This is a genomic window from Patulibacter brassicae (assembly GCF_033949425.1).
Lineage (GTDB): Bacteria > Actinomycetota > Thermoleophilia > Solirubrobacterales > Solirubrobacteraceae > Patulibacter > Patulibacter brassicae.
The window spans coordinates 1-17,235 of sequence record NZ_JAXAVX010000007.1; the positions used below are offsets into that span (position 1 = coordinate 1).

General features: G+C 75.6%; 17 protein-coding genes, 1 tRNA gene and 1 pseudogene. 10 read left to right on the top strand and 9 right to left on the bottom strand.

Annotated features, from left to right (window positions below):
* Positions 1 to 121 precede the first annotated feature (121 nt).
* Together SK069_RS13335 and SK069_RS13340 are read right to left on the bottom strand one after the other, a co-directional pair.
* Positions 122 to 934: an ABC transporter permease gene (locus SK069_RS13335; RefSeq protein ID WP_319954737.1), complete on the bottom strand. Its 813-nt coding sequence runs from the start codon at positions 932 to 934 to the stop codon at positions 122 to 124.
* Positions 931 to 1,755, bottom strand: coding sequence for an MlaE family ABC transporter permease (locus SK069_RS13340; RefSeq protein WP_319954738.1), 825 nt, complete (start codon positions 1,753 to 1,755; stop codon positions 931 to 933). Before SK069_RS13340 ends, SK069_RS13335 begins: the two co-directional genes overlap by 4 nt.
* 187 nt (positions 1,756 to 1,942) lie before the next feature.
* Here SK069_RS13340 and SK069_RS13345 point away from each other — a divergent pair, with 187 nt between their 5' ends.
* From SK069_RS13345 to SK069_RS13360, 4 genes are all read left to right on the top strand, one after another.
* Positions 1,943 to 2,584 (top strand): TetR/AcrR family transcriptional regulator, encoded by a 642-nt coding sequence (locus tag SK069_RS13345; RefSeq protein WP_319954739.1) that lies wholly within the window; start codon positions 1,943 to 1,945, stop codon positions 2,582 to 2,584.
* A 106-nt stretch (positions 2,585 to 2,690) separates the two neighbouring features.
* A complete protein-coding gene (locus tag SK069_RS13350) occupies positions 2,691 to 3,128 on the top strand; it encodes a GreA/GreB family elongation factor (protein ID WP_319954740.1) in 438 nt (145 codons plus the stop codon).
* 25 nt (positions 3,129 to 3,153) lie between these two features.
* A complete protein-coding gene (locus SK069_RS13355; protein WP_319954741.1) occupies positions 3,154 to 4,119 on the top strand; it encodes a sensor histidine kinase in 966 nt (321 codons plus the stop codon).
* The gene (locus SK069_RS13360) at positions 4,116 to 4,775 is read left to right on the top strand and encodes a response regulator transcription factor (protein ID WP_319954742.1); all 660 of its coding nucleotides are present in this window, start codon (positions 4,116 to 4,118) and stop codon (positions 4,773 to 4,775) included. Before SK069_RS13355 ends, SK069_RS13360 begins: the two co-directional genes overlap by 4 nt.
* On the opposite strand, the gene SK069_RS13365 is transcribed toward SK069_RS13360, so the two are convergent.
* Together SK069_RS13365 and SK069_RS13370 are read right to left on the bottom strand one after the other, a co-directional pair.
* Positions 4,742 to 5,104 carry a hypothetical protein gene (locus SK069_RS13365; RefSeq protein WP_319954743.1) on the bottom strand — a complete coding sequence of 121 codons (363 nt, stop codon included), beginning with the start codon at positions 5,102 to 5,104 and terminating at the stop codon, positions 4,742 to 4,744. The genes SK069_RS13360 and SK069_RS13365 overlap by 34 nt on opposite strands.
* A 318-nt stretch (positions 5,105 to 5,422) precedes the next feature.
* Positions 5,423 to 5,896 carry a MaoC family dehydratase gene (locus SK069_RS13370; RefSeq protein WP_319954744.1) on the bottom strand — a complete coding sequence of 158 codons (474 nt, stop codon included), beginning with the start codon at positions 5,894 to 5,896 and terminating at the stop codon, positions 5,423 to 5,425.
* Between the two features lie 296 nt (positions 5,897 to 6,192).
* Here SK069_RS13370 and SK069_RS13375 point away from each other — a divergent pair, with 296 nt between their 5' ends.
* Genes SK069_RS13375 through SK069_RS13385 form a run of 3 tightly spaced genes read left to right on the top strand, consistent with a single transcriptional unit; the run spans position 6,193 to position 6,893 of the window.
* Positions 6,193 to 6,411 carry a DUF4258 domain-containing protein gene (locus tag SK069_RS13375; protein WP_319954745.1) on the top strand — a complete coding sequence of 73 codons (219 nt, stop codon included), beginning with the start codon at positions 6,193 to 6,195 and terminating at the stop codon, positions 6,409 to 6,411.
* A 3-nt stretch (positions 6,412 to 6,414) separates the two neighbouring features.
* The gene (locus SK069_RS13380; protein WP_319954746.1) at positions 6,415 to 6,699 is read left to right on the top strand and encodes a hypothetical protein; all 285 of its coding nucleotides are present in this window, start codon (positions 6,415 to 6,417) and stop codon (positions 6,697 to 6,699) included.
* The gene (locus tag SK069_RS13385) at positions 6,696 to 6,893 is read left to right on the top strand and encodes a hypothetical protein (protein WP_319954747.1); all 198 of its coding nucleotides are present in this window, start codon (positions 6,696 to 6,698) and stop codon (positions 6,891 to 6,893) included. Before SK069_RS13380 ends, SK069_RS13385 begins: the two co-directional genes overlap by 4 nt.
* 374 nt (positions 6,894 to 7,267) lie before the next feature.
* On the opposite strand, the pseudogene SK069_RS20310 reads toward SK069_RS13385, so the two are convergent.
* Positions 7,268 to 7,375, bottom strand: a pseudogene (locus SK069_RS20310) (glycoside hydrolase family 19 protein); the annotation flags it as partial.
* A 20-nt stretch (positions 7,376 to 7,395) separates the two neighbouring features.
* A tRNA-Arg gene (locus SK069_RS13395) sits at positions 7,396 to 7,467 on the bottom strand.
* Positions 7,468 to 7,575: 108 nt separating this feature from the next.
* Here SK069_RS13395 and SK069_RS13400 point away from each other — a divergent pair.
* On the top strand, positions 7,576 to 8,772 hold the full coding sequence (locus tag SK069_RS13400) for an acyl-CoA dehydrogenase family protein (protein ID WP_319954749.1): 1,197 nt from the start codon (positions 7,576 to 7,578) through the stop codon (positions 8,770 to 8,772).
* A gap of 228 nt (positions 8,773 to 9,000) precedes the next feature.
* Positions 9,001 to 11,493, top strand: coding sequence for a choice-of-anchor A family protein (locus SK069_RS13405; protein WP_319954750.1), 2,493 nt, complete (start codon positions 9,001 to 9,003; stop codon positions 11,491 to 11,493).
* Positions 11,494 to 11,603: 110 nt separating this feature from the next.
* Here the strand turns inward: SK069_RS13405 and SK069_RS13410 are convergent, their stop codons facing one another.
* Together SK069_RS13410 and SK069_RS13415 are read right to left on the bottom strand one after the other, a co-directional pair.
* Positions 11,604 to 13,094 (bottom strand): AMP-binding protein, encoded by a 1,491-nt coding sequence (locus SK069_RS13410; protein ID WP_319954751.1) that lies wholly within the window; start codon positions 13,092 to 13,094, stop codon positions 11,604 to 11,606.
* A 37-nt stretch (positions 13,095 to 13,131) separates the two neighbouring features.
* On the bottom strand, positions 13,132 to 13,992 hold the full coding sequence (locus SK069_RS13415) for a universal stress protein (RefSeq protein ID WP_319954752.1): 861 nt from the start codon (positions 13,990 to 13,992) through the stop codon (positions 13,132 to 13,134).
* 176 nt (positions 13,993 to 14,168) lie between these two features.
* On the opposite strand from SK069_RS13415, the gene SK069_RS13420 reads away from it, so the two are divergent.
* A complete protein-coding gene (locus SK069_RS13420; RefSeq protein WP_319954753.1) occupies positions 14,169 to 15,767 on the top strand; it encodes a hypothetical protein in 1,599 nt (532 codons plus the stop codon).
* Between the two features lie 105 nt (positions 15,768 to 15,872).
* On the opposite strand, the gene SK069_RS13425 is transcribed toward SK069_RS13420, so the two are convergent.
* On the bottom strand, positions 15,873 to 17,234 hold the full coding sequence (locus tag SK069_RS13425) for a hypothetical protein (RefSeq protein ID WP_319954754.1): 1,362 nt from the start codon (positions 17,232 to 17,234) through the stop codon (positions 15,873 to 15,875).
* Position 17,235 lies beyond the last annotated feature (1 nt).

Here is a 17,235-nt window from a genome sequence, read left to right on the forward strand (position 1 = left end):
GGGCGGGCCCAGCACGACCTGGGAGACGAGGCGTGGCAGCAGCACCGTCATCCGCCGATCGGGAGTCGGGGGATGGGCGGGCCCAGCACGACCTGGGAGACGAGGCGTGGCGGGACCACCGTCATCCGCCGATCGGGAGTCGGGGCATGCCTCCCCAGAACAGCTGGGAGCCGAGGATGCCGATGACGTGGACGCCGACGAGGTTCACCGCCATCGCGCGGGCGGTGGCGCGACCGACCTCGACGGGGCCGCCGCGCACGCGGTAGCCGTAGTAGCAGCCGACGATCACGACGAAGGTCGCCATCGCCATGCCCTTGAGGCCGGAGAAGAGGTAGTCCTGCGGGCTCTGGAACTTCCAGAACAGCTCGAGGTAGCCGCCGGCGGAGACCTGGCCGATCTGCGTGACGACCGCGAAGTACGAGCCGGTGTAGGCGACGACGATCGCGATCGCGTAGATGAACGGCAGCACGAGCCACGTGCCGAGCAGCCGCGTCGAGCAGAGGTAGAGCACCGAGTCCAGGCCCATGACCTCGAGCGCGTCGACCTCCTCCGCGATCTGCATCGTCCCGATCTCGGCGACGTAGCCCGTGGAGAGCTTCGCGGCCATCATGTAGCCGAACGCGTAGGGCGTGATCTCGCGGAGGTCCGCGATCGCGGCGAACGCGCCGGCGACCGACGGCGCGCCGACGATCTTCGACGCGTACGCGCCCTCGATCCCGATCGCGAGGCCGAGCGCGAGCACGAGCCCGAGGACGATGAGCAGCGAGCCGGTGATGAGGATGCTCGCCTGGCGCAGGACCTCGGCGAGGTAGCGCCGGATCCGCGGGCTCAGCGCGCCGCGGGTGATCCGCCAGCCGAGGTCGACCCCGTCGCCGAGGACGTCGAGGACCTCGCGCGCCTGCGCGGCGCGCCGTCCGGCGAGCCGGGTGCTCACCGGACCTCCGAGAGCACGGGGTTCGTCGCCAGCAGGAGCTGCGTGAAGACGTAGTTGATCGCGCCGGTGGCGAGGAACGCGATGACGACCGACTGGTTCACGGCCCGCCCGACGCCGGCGGCGCCCCCGGTCGCGTTCATGCCCTTGTAGCAGCAGACCGTGGCGATCATCGCCCCGTAGATCGCGCACTTCACGAACGACGCGGCGAGCTCGAGCGTCGTGGCGCTGTTGAAGAACGTGGAGAAGAACGGGCCGAGCGGCGCGTGGTTCTGCAGCACGACGAGGATCGCGCCGAGCACCCCGGCCAGCAGCGCGAAGACGTCGAAGAGGACGCAGACGATCGCGATCGCGAAGACGCGGGGGACGACGAGCGCGCGCACGACGTCGACGCCGAGGACCTCGAGCGCGTCGAGCTCCTCGCGCACGGCGCGCGCCCCGAGATCGGCGCAGATCGCGGTCCCGGCGACGCCGGCGACGACGATCGCGGTGACGAGCGGCGCGAACTCGCGGATGACGACGATGACGTACACGCCGCCGAGCCGGTCGAGCGCGCCGAACAGCCCGAGGAAGTTCGACGCCTGGATCCCGGCGGGCCCGAACGAGAGCGCGAACGACGTGAGGACGAGCGGGAAGAGCGAGATCCGCAGCGCGAAGCGCAGCTGCGCGACGAGCTCGGGCCCGTAGTCGTAGGGCGGGCGCAGGCCGCGCCAGAGCGCCTGGCCCGCGAGCTGGAGCATCCCCCCGGCCTGCAGCAGGACCCCGGCGGGCCGCGAGTCGAGGACCGGCGAGGACCCCGGCGCGCGGTCGGCTCCCGCGCTCATCGCACGGCCTCCACGCCCCGGTCCGGGCGGCGCACCACGTGGTGGTCGATCGCTGGATGCACGGTGCCTCTCCCCCTGCTCGCGCGAGCGTCGCACGTCACGAGCGGCGCCACTCTGACAGGGCCCTTTCCAGATGTCAAGAAGGCCGCTTGTCAGATGCGGGGCGCCTCTGCCAGGATGTGCCCCCGTGGCTTCCGCCGGCCAGCGCGTCTACAACGGCCTCACCGCCGAGGAGCGCCGCGCGCAGCGCCGCACCCAGCTGCTGAAGGCGGCGCGCGGCCTGCTCGCCGACGGCGGCGCGAAGGCCCTGACGGTCACCGGCGTCTGCCAGGCGGCACGGCTCAGCGAGCGCTACTTCTACGAGAGCTTCGCCAACCGGGCCGCGCTCATCGACGCCCTCTTCGAGGACGTGATCGCGACCGCCGTGGACGCGCTCGACCGCGCCAGCAGCGCCGGCGGCACCCCGCACGACCGCGCGGCGCGTCTCGTCGAGGGCCTGCTCGCGTTCCTGCTCGCCGAGCCGCGACTGAGCATCCTGGCCACGGACAGCCACTCGAGCGAGGTCGTCGCGCGGGGCCGGGCCGTCACCGCGGCGGCGCTCGCCGAGGAGATCGCCGCGCGCGCCGACCTCTTCTGGCCCGACGTCACCGACCGGGCCGCCGCCCGGCTCGCCGGCGAGCTGGCGATCGGCGGCCTGGCGGACGTCCTCTCCGCCTGGCACGTCGAGCGCGTGCGGTGGCCGCAGGACGAGCTCGTCGAGCGCGCCACGACGTTCTTCCTCGGCATCGGGACGGCGCTCGCCGCACCGTCCGTCGCCCCCGCCCGCTGACCGACCGCGTCGGCCCCCTCCGCCCGACGGGACGGCGCCCGGGCGCACGCGGAATGGCGGTCTTCCGCCATGGCCGTGCGCGACCGGGCCGTCCATCGTGTCCGGCATGCCCGAGACCGCGACGCCGCCCGCGACCAAGGCCCTCCTCGTGACGCGCCCGGAGTACGACGCCCTGCTCGCGCAGCTCGACCGTCGTCGCGCCGAGCGCGACGCGGATCCCGCGGCCGACGTCGCCGACCAGATCGTCCAGCTCGAGACGGCGGCGCACCGCGCGGTCGTCGCCTACCCCGACGACGCCGGCTACCTGCTCGTGGCCGTCGGCACCGTCGTCGACGTCGACGACGGGCGTCGCCGCTGCCGGTACCGGCTCGCCTTCGACGTCGACGTGCCGGGCGAGGAGGGCACGACGGTCGTCTCGGCGTTCTCGCCGGTCGGCCTCGCCCTCGTCGGGCGCGCGTCGGGCGACGTCGTCGACATCGCGCTGCCGGACGGGCGCGTGCGCTCGCTGCGCGTCGTGCGCATCGGCACCGTCGCACCCCGGTGACCCGGCGGTCTGGCACCGTCGGGTGATGGACCTGCTCGTCCGGATGCCGCTGGCGCGTCAGATCTTCCTCGTCGCGTCGACGGTGCTCGTGGCCGTCACGGCCGTGCTCGCGCTGCTGCCGGTGCGGATCTCGTCCCCGCCCGGCGCCGCCGACCTCGCGACGGTGCTGGGCGCCCTCGCCGTCGTCCTACTGACGATCTACCTCGCGCTGCGACGGCTGCTCGCCCCCCTGCACCGGCTCGCGCACGCGATGGAGACGGTCGATCCGCTGCGCCCCGACCCCGGCCTGCGCGAGTGGGTGGCGCCCGACGACCGCGACGTCGACCAGCTCTTCGACGCGTTCGAGGCGATGCTCGAGCGGTTCCGCGTCGAGCGACTGCACAGCGACCGCCGGACCGCGGCGGCGCAGGAGGCCGAGCGCCGCAGCGTCGCCGGCGAGATCCACGACGAGATCGGCCAGACGCTCACCGCGCTGAGCCTCCAGCTCGAGCGGGCGACGATGGACGGCGACCAGCGCGAGCTCGCGCAGCGGACCGTCGGACGCGCGCTGCGCGACGTGCGCAGCATCGCCCACCGCCTGCGCCCCGAGGGGCTCGACGACCTCGGGCTCGTCAACGCGCTGATCGCCCTCTGCGTGCGCGTGCAGGACGAGAGCGGCCTGCCCGTGCTGCGCGACCTCGACCCCCTCGACGTGGACCTCGACCCCGACGTCGCGCTGGCGCTCTACCGGATCGCCCAGGAGGCGCTCACGAACGCGATCCGCCACGCGGGCGCCACCCGCGTGCGGGTGACGCTGCGCAGCGACGACGACGGGGTGACCCTGCGGGTCGCCGACGACGGGCGCGGCGTCCACGGCCCCGTCCCGGGCGTCGGCGGGATCGCCGGCATGCGCGAGCGCGCGCGGCTCGTCCATGCGACGCTCGAGCTCCAGGCCGGCGACCCGGGCACCGTCGTCGTCTGCCGGCGCCCGCCCCGGGAGGCAGGGGCGTGACCGCGCACGGACCGACCCGGATCCTGCTGGCCGACGACCACGCGCTCGTGCGCAGCGGCATCCGGATGATCCTCGACCACGAGCCCGACCTCGCGGTCGTCGCCGAGGCGGGCGACGGGAACGAGGCCCTCCAGGTGGCGCTGCGGACGGAGGTCGACCTCGCGATCCTCGACGTCTCGATGCCGGGCCGCACCGGGCTGCAGGTCGCCCGCGAGCTCACCCGGCGCCGGCCCGACGTCCGCCTGCTGCTGCTCTCGATGCACGAGAACGAGCAGTACCTCTTCGAGGCGCTGAAGGCCGGCGCCGCGGGCTACGTCCTGAAGTCCGCGGCCAACCGCGACCTCGTCGAGGCGTGCCGCGCGGCGATGCGCGGCACGCCGTTCCTCTATCCGAAGGCGCTGCAGACGCTGACGCGCAACCTGCTCGAGGACGCCCGGGCGGGCGGCTCGCTGCCGCGCGACGTCCTCACCGCCCGCGAGCAGGAGGTCGTGAAGCAGATCGCGGAGGGCCTGACGACCGAGGAGATCGCCCAGCGGCTCGTCATCAGCCCGCACACGGTCGATCGCCACCGGTCCAACGCGCTGGAGAAGCTCGGCCTGCGCAACCGGGTCGAGCTCGCGCGCTACGCGATCCGGCGCGGGCTCGTCGAGCCCTGACCCGTCCGCGCCGAGCGCAGCGCGGCCGTCCGGCGCGCCTCCTCGCACCGCCGCCCCGCGGTCGAGAGGGCGTGGAAGAGCGTGTCCAGCGCGCGGTGCGTGCGCTCGTCGCCGGCCCGGACCGCCAGCGCGTCGAGCGCGTCCGTGGCGGCGCGCAGCGCCTCCAGCGCCTCCTCGACCGCGCCGACGCCGGCCGGCAGCGACGCGACCGACGGCGCGGCCACGCTCTCGCGCTCCAGCGCGCGGGCGGCCAGCACGAGCTCGCACGCGGCGTCGAAGATCCCGTCCACCGGAGCCGCAGGGGTCCGCGGCACGCCCTCGATCGGCATGCCAGGGATCCTGCGTCGGGGACCCGCTGCGGGCAATGGCGGAATGGCCCCATCTTCGGACCGGCCGCAGGCGTGCCGAGACGGCCCGGGCTACGTCCCCCAACGAGCCCGGACCGTCTTGGCGAGGTCCCGGTCGGCGCGTCGTGATCCCCCATCGACGTCCGCACCGGCTCCGGGACCGGATCCCATCCAGCGCGCCTCGCACTGTCTGAGCGCGCCCGCCGAAGCAGGCGCTCAGAGGGTGAGACGACCGTCCGCGGGGAACCCGACGGAAATTGCATGCACAACTTGTTCCCGCCCGCGACGCCTCGCCCGAGGTCAGTCGAGCAGTTGGACGACCGACCGGGCGACGCACGCGGGTCCCGCCTCGCCGTCGCGCTCGAACGCCTGCTCCATCCGCGCCCGGATGCCGCCGGTGACGATCTCGGCGTCCACGACCCGCAGCCGCATTCGCACCCGCGACCCCGACGGCACCGGACGGATGAACCGCACCCGGTCGAAGCCGTAGTTCAGCATCGACGAGAACCCCCGGAACGTCACGAGCTCGTAGGTGAGCACCGGGCCGAGCGACAGGGTCAGCAGCCCGTGGGCGATCGTCCCCCGGTGCCGCGAGGCCCCGGCGCGCGCCGGGTCGACGTGCACCCAGTAGTCGTCCCCCGTCACCGCGGCGAAGGCGTCGATCTCCGCCTGTCCGACCACCCGCCACCCGGAGATCCCGAGGTCGCCCCCCACCGCCGCGAGCACCGCAGCGCGCCCGTCGAGGATCGTGGGTCCCGTCTCGCGTCCCGGCACGTCCCGAGCCTCGGTGGACCCGCGCGCGTGGCCTGCGAACGCGCCGGGGAGCTCGTGGCCCGCTCCAAGACCGCCGCGCCCGCCGGCGACGGCGCGCGAACGAGGACGGACCGTGCTGAGATCGGCGTGAACGAAACCCAGGTCTCGCGCTGGCGCCGCGGTCATACGGAGCTTGGTCTTCGTCGCGCTGCAGGCGTTCAGCGTGATCGGCTGACTGAGTGGCCTCGCGTCATGGGCCGAAGCGGACCGCGTCTAGGTTGCTTGACAAGAGCCGGGCCGTCTAGTTTACTAGGCGCATGGAGATCACCGAGCACGCCGAGCAGCGGATGGAGGAGCGCAACATCTCCCGCCTCGACGTCGAGCACGTGATCGCCACCGCCCACACCCGCACCGCCCAGCCCTGGGGCACCACGCTCCACCATGGAATCGCCCTCGACGACCGCGCTATCGTCGTCTGCACCGAGTCCGAGGACTGGGACGTGATCGTCACCATCTACCGCCCGGACGAGGTCTGAACGATGCACGCGAAGTACGACCCGCGCGCCCGCGCGCTGATGATCCACCTCGCCGACCACGGCGACGGCAACGACCGCAACCGCGAGGTCGCACCCGGCGCCTACGCCGTCCTGAACGCCGGCGAGCTCGTCGCGATCGAGCTGCTCGGCGTCGGCAGCGACGACGCGACACAGCGTCTCGACGCCGTGATCGACGCGCACGACCTGGACCGCGACGCGATCCACGCGACGTACAGCGCGGCGGTCGCGGCGCCGGCGAAGACCGTGACCGTCACCGTCGCGGCGTGAGCACCGACCACCTCGAGCGGCTCCGCCGGCTGCGCCAGGAGCGCGACGAGGCCGAGACGGCGTTCCGCGTCGGGCTCTGGGAAGCGTCGACCGCTGGCGGGCTCTCCCGCCGTGCGATCGCCGAGGCGGTCGGACTGTCCCATCAGCGGGTGCACCAGATCGTGACCGACGTCGCCGCCGAGCGCGACGCGTAGAACGACGAGAACCCCGGCGGGAGCCGGGGGCTGCGAAGAGACGCGCGCTCTGCGTCGCCCGCAGGGCCGGGTCATCGAGCCCTGGCGCAGCACCTTGCGCAGGTACGCCCGGCGCTTCGGCCGGTTGGATGCGAGCCGACGGCGATCCGCGCGAGCAGCACGCCGATGCGCGCCGCCGCCGCGGCCGCCTTCGTCGACCAGCCGGGCACCTTCGCCCACGAACCGCCGTGGCGGTACTTCACTCGTCGGGCGGCGAGCAGCCGGTCGACGGCCTCGCGCTCGCCCTTCGTCAGCAGCCCGTACCGCGGATCGGCCTCGTGCTTCGCGACGCCCGGACGGCAGTCGACGTCGTCGATGCGCCCGAGGCAGCGGCGCCGATCGTTGAGCCCGTTCGTGCCGCCGTTGATCCGCCGCGTCACGCCGACGAAGTCGCCTGCGTCGGCGAGGGCGTTCAGGCCCCGGGTGCGCCAGTACCACGCGGCGATGCGCCAGCGCGTCGAGGTGCCCCCAGCAGGATTCGAACCTGCGCACACGGTTTAGGAAACCGATGCTCTATCCCCTGAGCTATGGGGGCGGCAGGCGGGAGGGTACCCGCCCAGGGGCGCCGGAGGCCCGGTCCACGCGCGGGCGCGCGGCCGGCGGGGCACGGCGATCGACGGCGCGCTCGACTAGCCTGGACGGCGTGTCCGAGCCCGTGATCCCGCCCGTTCGCGAGGTCGAGGACGGGCCGCTCGGCGAGGTCCGCCTGCGGGCGCGGGACGTGGCGGCGGCGATCGCGCCGGACGCCGCGCGGTGGGACGCCGAGGACCGCTTCCCCGCGCCCTCGTATGCGGCGCTGCGCGACGCGGGGCTCCTGCGGCTCACCGTGCCGGTCGAGCACGGCGGCGACGGGCTCGGCGTGCCCGAGGCCTGCGCGGTGCTCGAGGAGCTCGCCGGCTCGTGCTTCGCCTCCGCGATGCTCGCGCAGCTCTACCTCAACGGGCCGCCACGGGCGATCGACCGGCTCGGCACGCCGCAGCAGCGGGCGACGCACCTGCCGGAGGTCGCCGCCGGCCGGCGGCTGATCGCGATCGCGATCACCGAGCGGGACGCCGGGTCCGCGGCGACCGAGCTCACCACGACGCTCACGCCCGACGGGACGGGCGGCTTCCGGCTCGACGGCGCCAAGTGCTACACGACCGGCGGGCACGCCGCCGACGTCGTGCTCGTCTTCGCGCGGCTCGCCGGCACCGCCGGATCGCGGGGGATCGGCGCGGTCCTCGTCGACCGGGCCGCGGAGGGGTTCTCCAGTCGCGAGTCCGAGCCGAAGATGGGCGGTCGCGGGATGGCCGAGGCGGACCTGCGCTTCGACGCCGTGCGGATCGACGCCGGGGACGTCCTCGTCCCGCCCGACGGCGGCTCGTCGGCCGGCGCGGCGCTCATGCTGCGCCAGTTCAACCCCGAGCGGTGCGGCAACGCCGCGATGACGCTCGGCTGCGCCGGCACCGCGCTGGAGCTCTCGCTGCGCCACGTCCGCGCGCGCCGCCAGTTCGGGCGCGAGCTCGCCGAGTTCCAGGGCCTGCAGTGGAAGCTCGCCGACATGGCGATCCGGCTCGACGGCGCGCGCCTGCTGCTCGCTCGGGCGGCCTCCTCCGACGAGGCGGGGTTCCCCGCCACCCGCGCGACCGCGATGGCGAAGGTCGCCGCGAACGAGGCCGCGGAGTGGATCTGCGCCCAGGCGATCCAGCTCCACGGTCACGCCGGCTACACCCGCGCGCTGCCGCTCGAGCGGCTCTACCGCGACGCGCGCGGCATGTCGCTGGCCGGCGGCACCGTCGAGATCATGCGCAACGTCCTGGCCGGCGAGCTGCTCGGCCGGCGCTTCTCGCAGCGCGCCTGAGTCCTCTTCCTCCTCGCCCATCCGCGCGCCCACCGCGAGCCCCCGGGCGCATCGCGTGCGCCCGGCCCCGGGGGCGCCCCCGACACGCCAGGTGGCACCCGCCGGGACCGCCGTCGACCGGCGGGCGGCGTGTCGCGCGGCCCCGAGCGGTCAGAATGCCCGGGCCGCGGCCGATCACCGGATCGGAGCCCCGTCGGCGGCCGCTCGCCAGACCAGCTCCGAGACCCCATGACGCCTCCCGCCTCGCTCCGTCCATCCGCGCCGCGCCTCGTCGTGCTGGTGACGCTCCTCGCCGGCGCCCTGCTGCTGCTCCTGGGCGGCCGCGACGTCGCGCCGGCGACCGCGGCGCCCGTCCGGTGCGAGACCGCGCCGCTCGGCGCCGCGACCGGCTGGACCGAGTTCGTCGCCGGGGACGGCCGCCGCGGCTCGGAGTCCGAGGGCGCGATCGCCTACGGCGGCTCGCTGCAGGCCGGCGGGATGACCGTCGGCACGCGCCTCTCCGCCGCGGCCGCGACGCCGACGCTCGTCGTCGCCGGCACGGGCGGCTCGTTCAACCTGCAGCGCGGCAGCGCCTACGTCGGGACGCTCACCGGGCACATCAACTTCAACGGCGGCGGCAGCCGGCTGGCGACCAACCCGCTCGACCTCCCCGCGGCGTTCGTCGCGCTGCGCGACGCGTCGGCCCGCTGGGGCGCGCTGCCGAGCACGGGGACCGCGTCGGTCGTCGACTCCGATGCGACGGTCACGCCGATGGGGGGCAACGTCCTGCTGCTCACCGGCACGAACAGCGACCTGAACGTCTTCACCGTCACCCGCGGGCAGCTGACCGGCATCCGGGCGACGTTCATCGACACGCCCGCCGGCTCGACGACGCTCATCAACGTCCTCGGCGCCGATCCGGTGACCGTCAACGGCGAGATCCGCTACCGCTCCGGCAACAGCTTCATCCAGTCCAGCGACGGCACGACCCAGCGCAACGCGACGACGCTCTGGAACCTGCCGGCCGCGACGGGGATGACCCTCAGCACGAACGCCGCCTACGGCGGATCGATCCTCGCCCCGCGAGCCCAGGTCGTCGCGCAGAGCATCGGCCACAACCTCGGCCAGGTCATCGCGCAGGGCTTCTCGTCGAGCTACGAGACCCACCAGCACCTCTTCACCGGCTGCCTCCCGACGGCGGAGGCCCCCGCCACCCCGGCCGAGCTCCTGACGACGAAGGGCGTGGACCGCACCACGGCCGTGCCCGGCGAGGTCGCGACCTTCGCCCTCGGCGCGACGAACCGCGGCGGCACGGCCGCCGCCGACGTCGTGCTGACCGACGTCGTGCCGGCGGGCCTGACGATCGGGACGCTGCCCTCCGGCTGCACGCGCGACGGGCGAACCGTCCGCTGCGTCGCAGGCACCCTCGTCCCCGGCGACGGCGCGACCTTCCGGATCCCGGTCACGGTCGAGGCCCCGTCGACCCCGATCGGCGGCGGCGCGGACCGGATCACGCCCTACAAGGTCCAGTCGGACTGGACGCTCGACGGTGGTGCGTCGACGACGGTCAGCCTCGCCTGCCGCGCCGGGGACCTGCTCGGCGACGGCTCCGTGCGCGTCGTCGACATCGACCCCCAGTACGGTGACGACCGCGGCGCGATCGAGGTACGCCGCGCGACCGCGACGGCTCCCGGGACCTTCGACGCGGTGCTCGTGCACCACGGCCGCGGCCGGGCGCAGGGGCGCCTGCACCTCGCCTGCCTGCCGGCCGCCACCGACGGCGGACGCGGGCTGCGCACGGCCGCGCCGGTCGTCACGACGGCGACGCTCCCCGCCGGCACCCACGAGCTGCCGCTGGCCTGCGGCACCGATCGGATCGCGATCCGCCCCGGCATCGACGTCGTGCGCGGCAGCGCCCGGATCGTCGGGTCGCGGGCCACCGACGACGGCGCGACGCGGCGGCTCGTCGTCGAGGTCGGCCCCGATGGCGCCGACCTGACCGTCTCGGCCGGCTGCCTCGAGCGACAGACCGCCGCGGACCGCGGCGCCGTGCGGCTCGGATGGACGACGATCAGCCGCACCGTCGTCGTGCCCGCGGGCGCGACGGTCGACGAGCAGCTCATCTGCGGCGAGCAGCAGAAGGGGATCGTGGCCGGCTGGACCCTGGCTCCGGGCGTCGTGCTGGCCGGTCACGAGCCCCAGATCAAGTCGCGGGTCTTCACGCTGTCCAGCACCGGGACCGCGCCTCGGCCCGTCGAGCTCCAGCTCCTCTGCCTCGACGACCGAACGGGCGACCCGACGGCCATCGGCAGCGGCAGCGCGCAGCTCGTGAACACCGTGAACGCGACCTCGACGACGCCGCAGGGACCCGGAGCCGTGCTCTCGGCGACCGCGACCGTCACCCGGACGAGCGGCGCCGCGACCCGGGGCGCCGTGCGCACCGCGACGCTGCGCAGCAGGAACGTCGACGTCGTCCTGCGCTGCGCGAAGGGCTGCAGCGGCGTGGCCACCGTGCGGACCGCCGAGCGCCTGCGCACGAGCGGCCGGACGTACCGGGCGAAGGCGCGGATCGGGGCGCGGCGGTTCGTCACGCGCCCCGCGCGCACGACGACCGTGTCCGTGCGCGTGCCCACGAGGGTCCGCGCGGCCCTGCGCCGGACCCGCGGCGCCCAGGTCGAGGTCGTCCTGCGCGACGCGCAGGGCCGCCGCGCCTACCGCACGGTCGGCCTGCGCAAGCGGTAGGGGCCCGGCCGAGAGCGGGCCCTTCGGGACGCGTCGCGTGAGCCCCGGCCCCCGGGGCTCACGCGACGCACCAGCCGTCCGGGGCGGCGCGGCAGCCGGCGCGCCGCGCGTCAGTCGGCGGTCTCGTCGCGCAGCGCGGCGCGGCGGACCTTGCCGGACGCCGTCAGCGGCAGCGCGTCGCGGAACTCGACGATCCGCGGGTACTTGTACGGCGCCGTGACGCGCTGGACGTGCTGCTGCAGCTCGCGGGCGAGCGCCTCGCCCGGCGCGTGCCCGTCGCGCAGGACGACGACGGCCCGCACGACGCTCCCGCGCTCGGGATCGGGTGCGCCGACGACCGCGGCCTCGGCGACCGCCGGGTGCTCGACGAGGGCGCTCTCGACCTCGAACGGCCCGATCCGGTACCCGGCGCTGACGATCACGTCGTCGGCCCGGGACTCGAAGCACAGGTAGCCGTCGGCGTCCTCGCGCACCCGGTCGCCGGTGCGCCACGGCACGCCGCGGTCCTGAACGACGAGGTCGTCCAGCGGCCGCGCGCCGCCCCGCTCCGGATCGAGGTAGCCGCGGAAGAACGTCGGCACCGTCGCCGGGTCGACGACGAGCTCGCCGTCGTCGAGCCACAGCCGCACGCCGGGCAGCGCCCGGCCCATCGACCCGGGACGCGCCGCGACGCCGGGCGGGTTGCCGGTCAGCTGACCGGTCTCCGTCTGCCCGAACCCGTCGCGCACGTCGAGCCCCGTCGCGGCCCGCCAGGTCTCCAGCACCTCGGGGTTCAGCGCCTCGCCCGCCGCGACGAGCCCGCGCAGGGACGGCAGCGGCCGCAGCTCGGCGCGCTTGGCGACGATCCGGTACTCCGTCGGCGCCATGCACAGGACGTCGACCTGCTCCTGGGCGACGAGCGCGAGCCGCTCGTCCGGGTCGAACCGGGCGTCGTGCAGCAGGCCGGCCGCGCCGCGGATCCACGGGGCGATGAAGACGTTGCGCGCGGACTTCGACCAGCCGCTGGCGGCGGTGCACCAGACGAGCTGCCCCGGCTCGGGCGCCAGCCAGCCGCCGGCCTGCAGGCGCTGCCCGGTGAGGTAGCGCTGGGCGTGGACCACGGCCTTCGGCGTCCCGGTCGACCCGCTCGTGAACGTGATGAGGCACGGGTCCTCGTCGTCGAGCTCGGCCGCGGGCGGCGCGGCGTGGTCGTAGAGCGCCGGATCGGGGACGAGCAGCACCGCGGGGTCGATCGACACCGCCGTCAGGGCGTCCTCCAGCGCGGTCCGGTTGCGCTCGTCGCAGACGACGGCGACCGGGCGGGCCACCCGCAGCCGCGACGCGAGGTCGGCCGGGCGCAGCTGCTCGGTGCACGGCAGGACGACCGCGCCGAGCCGGAAGCAGGCGACCATCGCCTCGACCCACTCGACGCGGTTGCCGACGAGGGTCAGGACGACGTCGCCCCGACGCGCGCCGGCCGCCTGCAGCGCCCCCGCGAGGGCGCCGCTGCGGGCGTCGACGTCGCCGAAGGTCCATTCGCGGCGCCCCCCGTCGCGGCGGAGCTCGACGAGCGCCCGGGCCGCGGGATCCCGGCCGCCGACGACGTCGCGCGCGAAGTTCACGCGCGGCGCCCGCGACGCCGGTGCGGGGCGGCGGCCGTCACTCCCCGGTGCCGCGCGGGACGATGAGCATCGGGCAGCGGACGTGACGCACGGCCTTCGCGCTGACGGAGCCGAGCAGCACGCGGCGGACCGGCCCGTAGCCGCGCGATCCCAGGACGAGGAGGTCGAGGTGCTCGCCCGCGCGACCGAGCTCGATCGCGGCGTCGCCCTCGACGACCTCCACCTCGACCTCGACGCCGTCGATCGCCTCGGCGCGCTCGCGCATCTCGGCGACGAACCCGTCGCGGACCTCCTGCAGCGTCTGCGAGCCGACCGCCCCGAAGTACCAGAGCAGCTCGGTGCCGATGACGTGGATGAGCCGCAGCGTGCCGCCGGTGAGCCGCGCCGCCTCGACGGCCGCATCGATCGCCAGGCCGGCCTCCGCGGAACGGGAGTACGCGGCGCCGATCCGCGGCGCGCCCTCGGTGACCGGCGCGTAGCCGTGCGGGGCCACCGCCACCGCGCACGGGGCGGCGTGGAGCACCTGCTCGGTGATGCTGCCCGCCGCGATCCGGCCGAGCACGCCGAGGTGGCTCTCGCCGACGACGATCAGCGCCGCGCCGAGCTCCTCCGCGCGGCGGTGCAGCGCCGCGGCGGGCGACGACGCCCGGACGACCTCGAACGACACGCCCGCGCGGTCGCCGGCACGCTCGCGCGCGCCCGCGAGGCGCTCCTCGGCGGCCTCCAGCAGGGCCGCCTCGACCGCGCGGACCGCCGGCTGGTGGCTGTCGCCGACGCTGTCGGCGGTGACCACCACGATCTCCGCGTCGGCGCGGACGTCGGCGGACCGGAGCGCGAGCTCGAGGGCCGCGCGCCCGCCGGCCCGGCCGTCGTATCCGACGATGATCGTGTGCGCCACGGTGATCTCCTGGGGTCGTGAGGAGGCGACGGGTCGATCCTCGCACACCCTTCGCGGGGTGAGAGCGCCGGCGCGCCACGCTCGACGGGGGTTCGGCCACCCGGGGGAGCACCGAGGTCGAACGGACGGCCAGCGACCGCCGCGCGGCCCGCGAGCGATGGCGGATACTGAGGACGGTGTCCGCTCCGCGCCCCTCCCTCGTCCTCCTGCCCCTGCTCGTCGCCGGGCTCCTCGCCGCGCTGGTCCTGCCGGGGCGTGCCGCCGCGGCGAGCACGTGCGCCGCGGCGGTGCGCGCCGCCCTGCCGACGACCGACGTCGTCGCGTTCGAGGACGTCCCGCGCGCGACCGTCACCGTGCGGCGCCGGGTCGGCGGCGTGCGCGTCACGGTCCGCCGCGCGGGACGGATCGTCGCGACCGGGTCCCGCACCGCGAGCGGGCGCGGCCGCCTGCGCGTCCCGCTGACGCTCCGGCGCCGGCCGGTGAGCGGGCGGTTCGAGACGACCGTCACCGCGAGGGTCCCCGGCTGCGGCCGCGCGCGCACGTCGACCCGTCAGACCCTGCGGCGCGCCAGCGCGCCGGTCCGGGTCGTGGGCTCGCGGGTGCGGGCCGTCGCCACGGCCGCCGGCGCGTCGATCGACCTGCGCGTGCGCAGCGTCGGCCGGCGCCGGGTCGCCGGCGTGCGGGCGACACTCCGGGACGGCCGGCGGACGATCGGCCGCACGACCGCCGGCCGCACGATCGCCGCGACGGGCACCACGACGCTCACCGTCCCGCTCACCGGCACGCCGGAGAGCGGCCGCTACGTCATCGAGCTCCGGGCCGGCGCCTCCACCCGGGCCGTCGCGTCCGCGCAGCCGCTGACGGTCACCGCTCCGCCGAGCGGCGACGCCGCAGCCCCGCCGGCGCCCAACCCGCCGACGGCCGACGAGCGCGCACGCCAGCGGGCGGTCGTCTCCTGGACGCAGGGCCGCTACCTCGACGCGGACCGCGCCGGCGTCCAGCTGCCGGGGATCGGCACCGCCCAGATCGTCTGCCGACCGGACACGCAGTGGATCCGCGTCTTCCCGACCGACCCGCGCCGCGAGACGTCGATGCTCACCTGGACCTACCGCGACTGGGGCGCCACGCCGGAGAAGGCGCTCCGCGAGGCGCTGCTCACCACCGGCACCGGCCGCGACTTCAACGAGGGCTGGAACAAGTTCACCCCCGCCGAGAAGCGCTCGACCGGCGAGTTCATCGGGATCGTGACCGACCGCGGGCCGATCGGCGCGCCCGGATCGGCGCCGCTCGCCGCCCCGATCCGGTACCGCCTGACGTGGAAGTGGGACTTCACCGATCCCGCGACGTCGTCCTGCTCCGCGTCGCTCGACGTCCTCTCGCAGGTCGACGGCGCCGGCGGGGCGCCCGTCCGCAACGCCCAGGTCGTCTGGGACGGCCGCGAGACGCCGGTCCCGCCGGCCGAGCGCCAGGTGGCCGCGACGGTCGTCCCGGGGATCGGCACCCTCGCGCTGACCTGTCAGCCGCAGCCCGACGGCCTGCGGCGCGTCGTCCTCGACACCCCCTACGGCGGCACCGTCACGGTGCGCCAGGCCGGCGTCGACGAGACCGTCGGCTACCCGGCCGGGCCGCTGGCGACCGACCTCGGGCCGAACAGCCAGGTCCAGATCGACGTCGCCGGGGGCGGCAGCGTGCTCGTCTCCTCGCGCTGGAAGCTCAACGATCCCGACCCGGCGCAGAACTCCTGCGCGCTGGCCGCGATCGCCGAGGGCCGCTGAGCCGGCGGCAGCGTCGGGACCCGCCTCCTCGGCCCGAAGACGCCGTCGCGGGCTCCGTCGTGCCGGCCCGCGTGCCCGTCGCGGGCGGCGTCGCGCGCACGCGGCTCAGCGCCGCGGCACGCCGGCGTTGCGCAGCGCCCCGCCGCGAACGTAGCGCTTGACCTGCTCGACGAGGTAGCCCCCGTCGTCGTCGGCCGACAGCGCCGCCCGGCGACCGTCCCGGGCCTCCTTGCCGGTCACGCCGTCCTTCTGCGCGTCGCAGGCGCAGGTGTCGTTCGGGAAGGCCGAGCCGAAGAGCACGCCGATGATCCCCGACGCGCGCATCGACCGCAGCAGCGGGCGGCCGCGGTCCCCGAGCAGCCGCTGGACCTTGTCGTCGCGGTAGTGGCCCTTCGTGTCGTCGCTGGCGGCCATCACGTCGTTGCCGACCGGCACCTGCCACAGCACGCCGGCGCGCCGCGTCCCGGCGATGACGCCGCGGACGTAGCGCAGGTGCCGCGCGTAGTCGGCGCTGGACCACTCCACCTGATCGGCCGGGACGCCGTCGACGATCCGGGCGTAGCCGCTCGTGCGGTTCGCGTACTCGAAGGTCAGCAGGTCGAACGGGCGGCCGAGCGAGCGGTAGAAGCGGGTCGTGCGCCCGATCATCGCCCGCAGCTCGTCCTCGTCGGGCTTCGAGCCGACGATGTCCTTGTTCGTGCCCCAGATGCTGACCGGGAAGGCGAGCCGCACGGAGCGGGCGTACCGGTTGCGGATCCGCGTGACGAGCGTCGCGAAGCCCCGCAGGTCGTTGCGCAGGCCCTTCGCGAGCGCGCCGCCGGAGGCCCGCACGGCGACGGGGACCTTCGTGGCGTCCTCGCCGTACCGCTGCTGCGCATAGCCCCAGAGGTCCGGCTCGACCTGCAGGACCGACAGGCGCGCCCCGCCCTCCTGCATCCGGCGCAGCGCGACGGTGAGGTCCGCCACGACCGGACGCAGGACGGAGGGGTCCCGGAGGCCCGTGACGACCTTGTCGCGCTCGTGGGACAGGTGGTCGGCGCCCTCGGTCTGCTGCAGGACGTAGTACGAGAGGAACGGCACCTGGCCGTTGCTCGCGGAGTCCGCGACGAACGCGGTCGCGAAGCTGCCGTTGCCCTGGCGCCAGCGCTGCCAGGTCCCGGGACCGCCGGCGCCGCCCGACAGGTAGGCCCAGCGGACGCCGAACGGCGCCCGCTCGCGCAGCGTCGCGGCGCCGTCCTCGACGTCGCTGAGGCCGATGGTCAGGCGCGCGGGCCAGCCCTTCGGGACCCCGATCGGGCCGACCGGCTTCGCCTTCGCGGCCCGCGGCGTCGCGGCGGGCACGTTCGCGATGCCGGGGGTCGTCGCCGCGCGGGTGCGCGTCGCGTCGCCCGTCGATCCGCACGCGGCGATCGAGAGCACGACGACGACCCCGGCGACGGCCCGGGCTCCGGGACGCCCGCCGCGCATG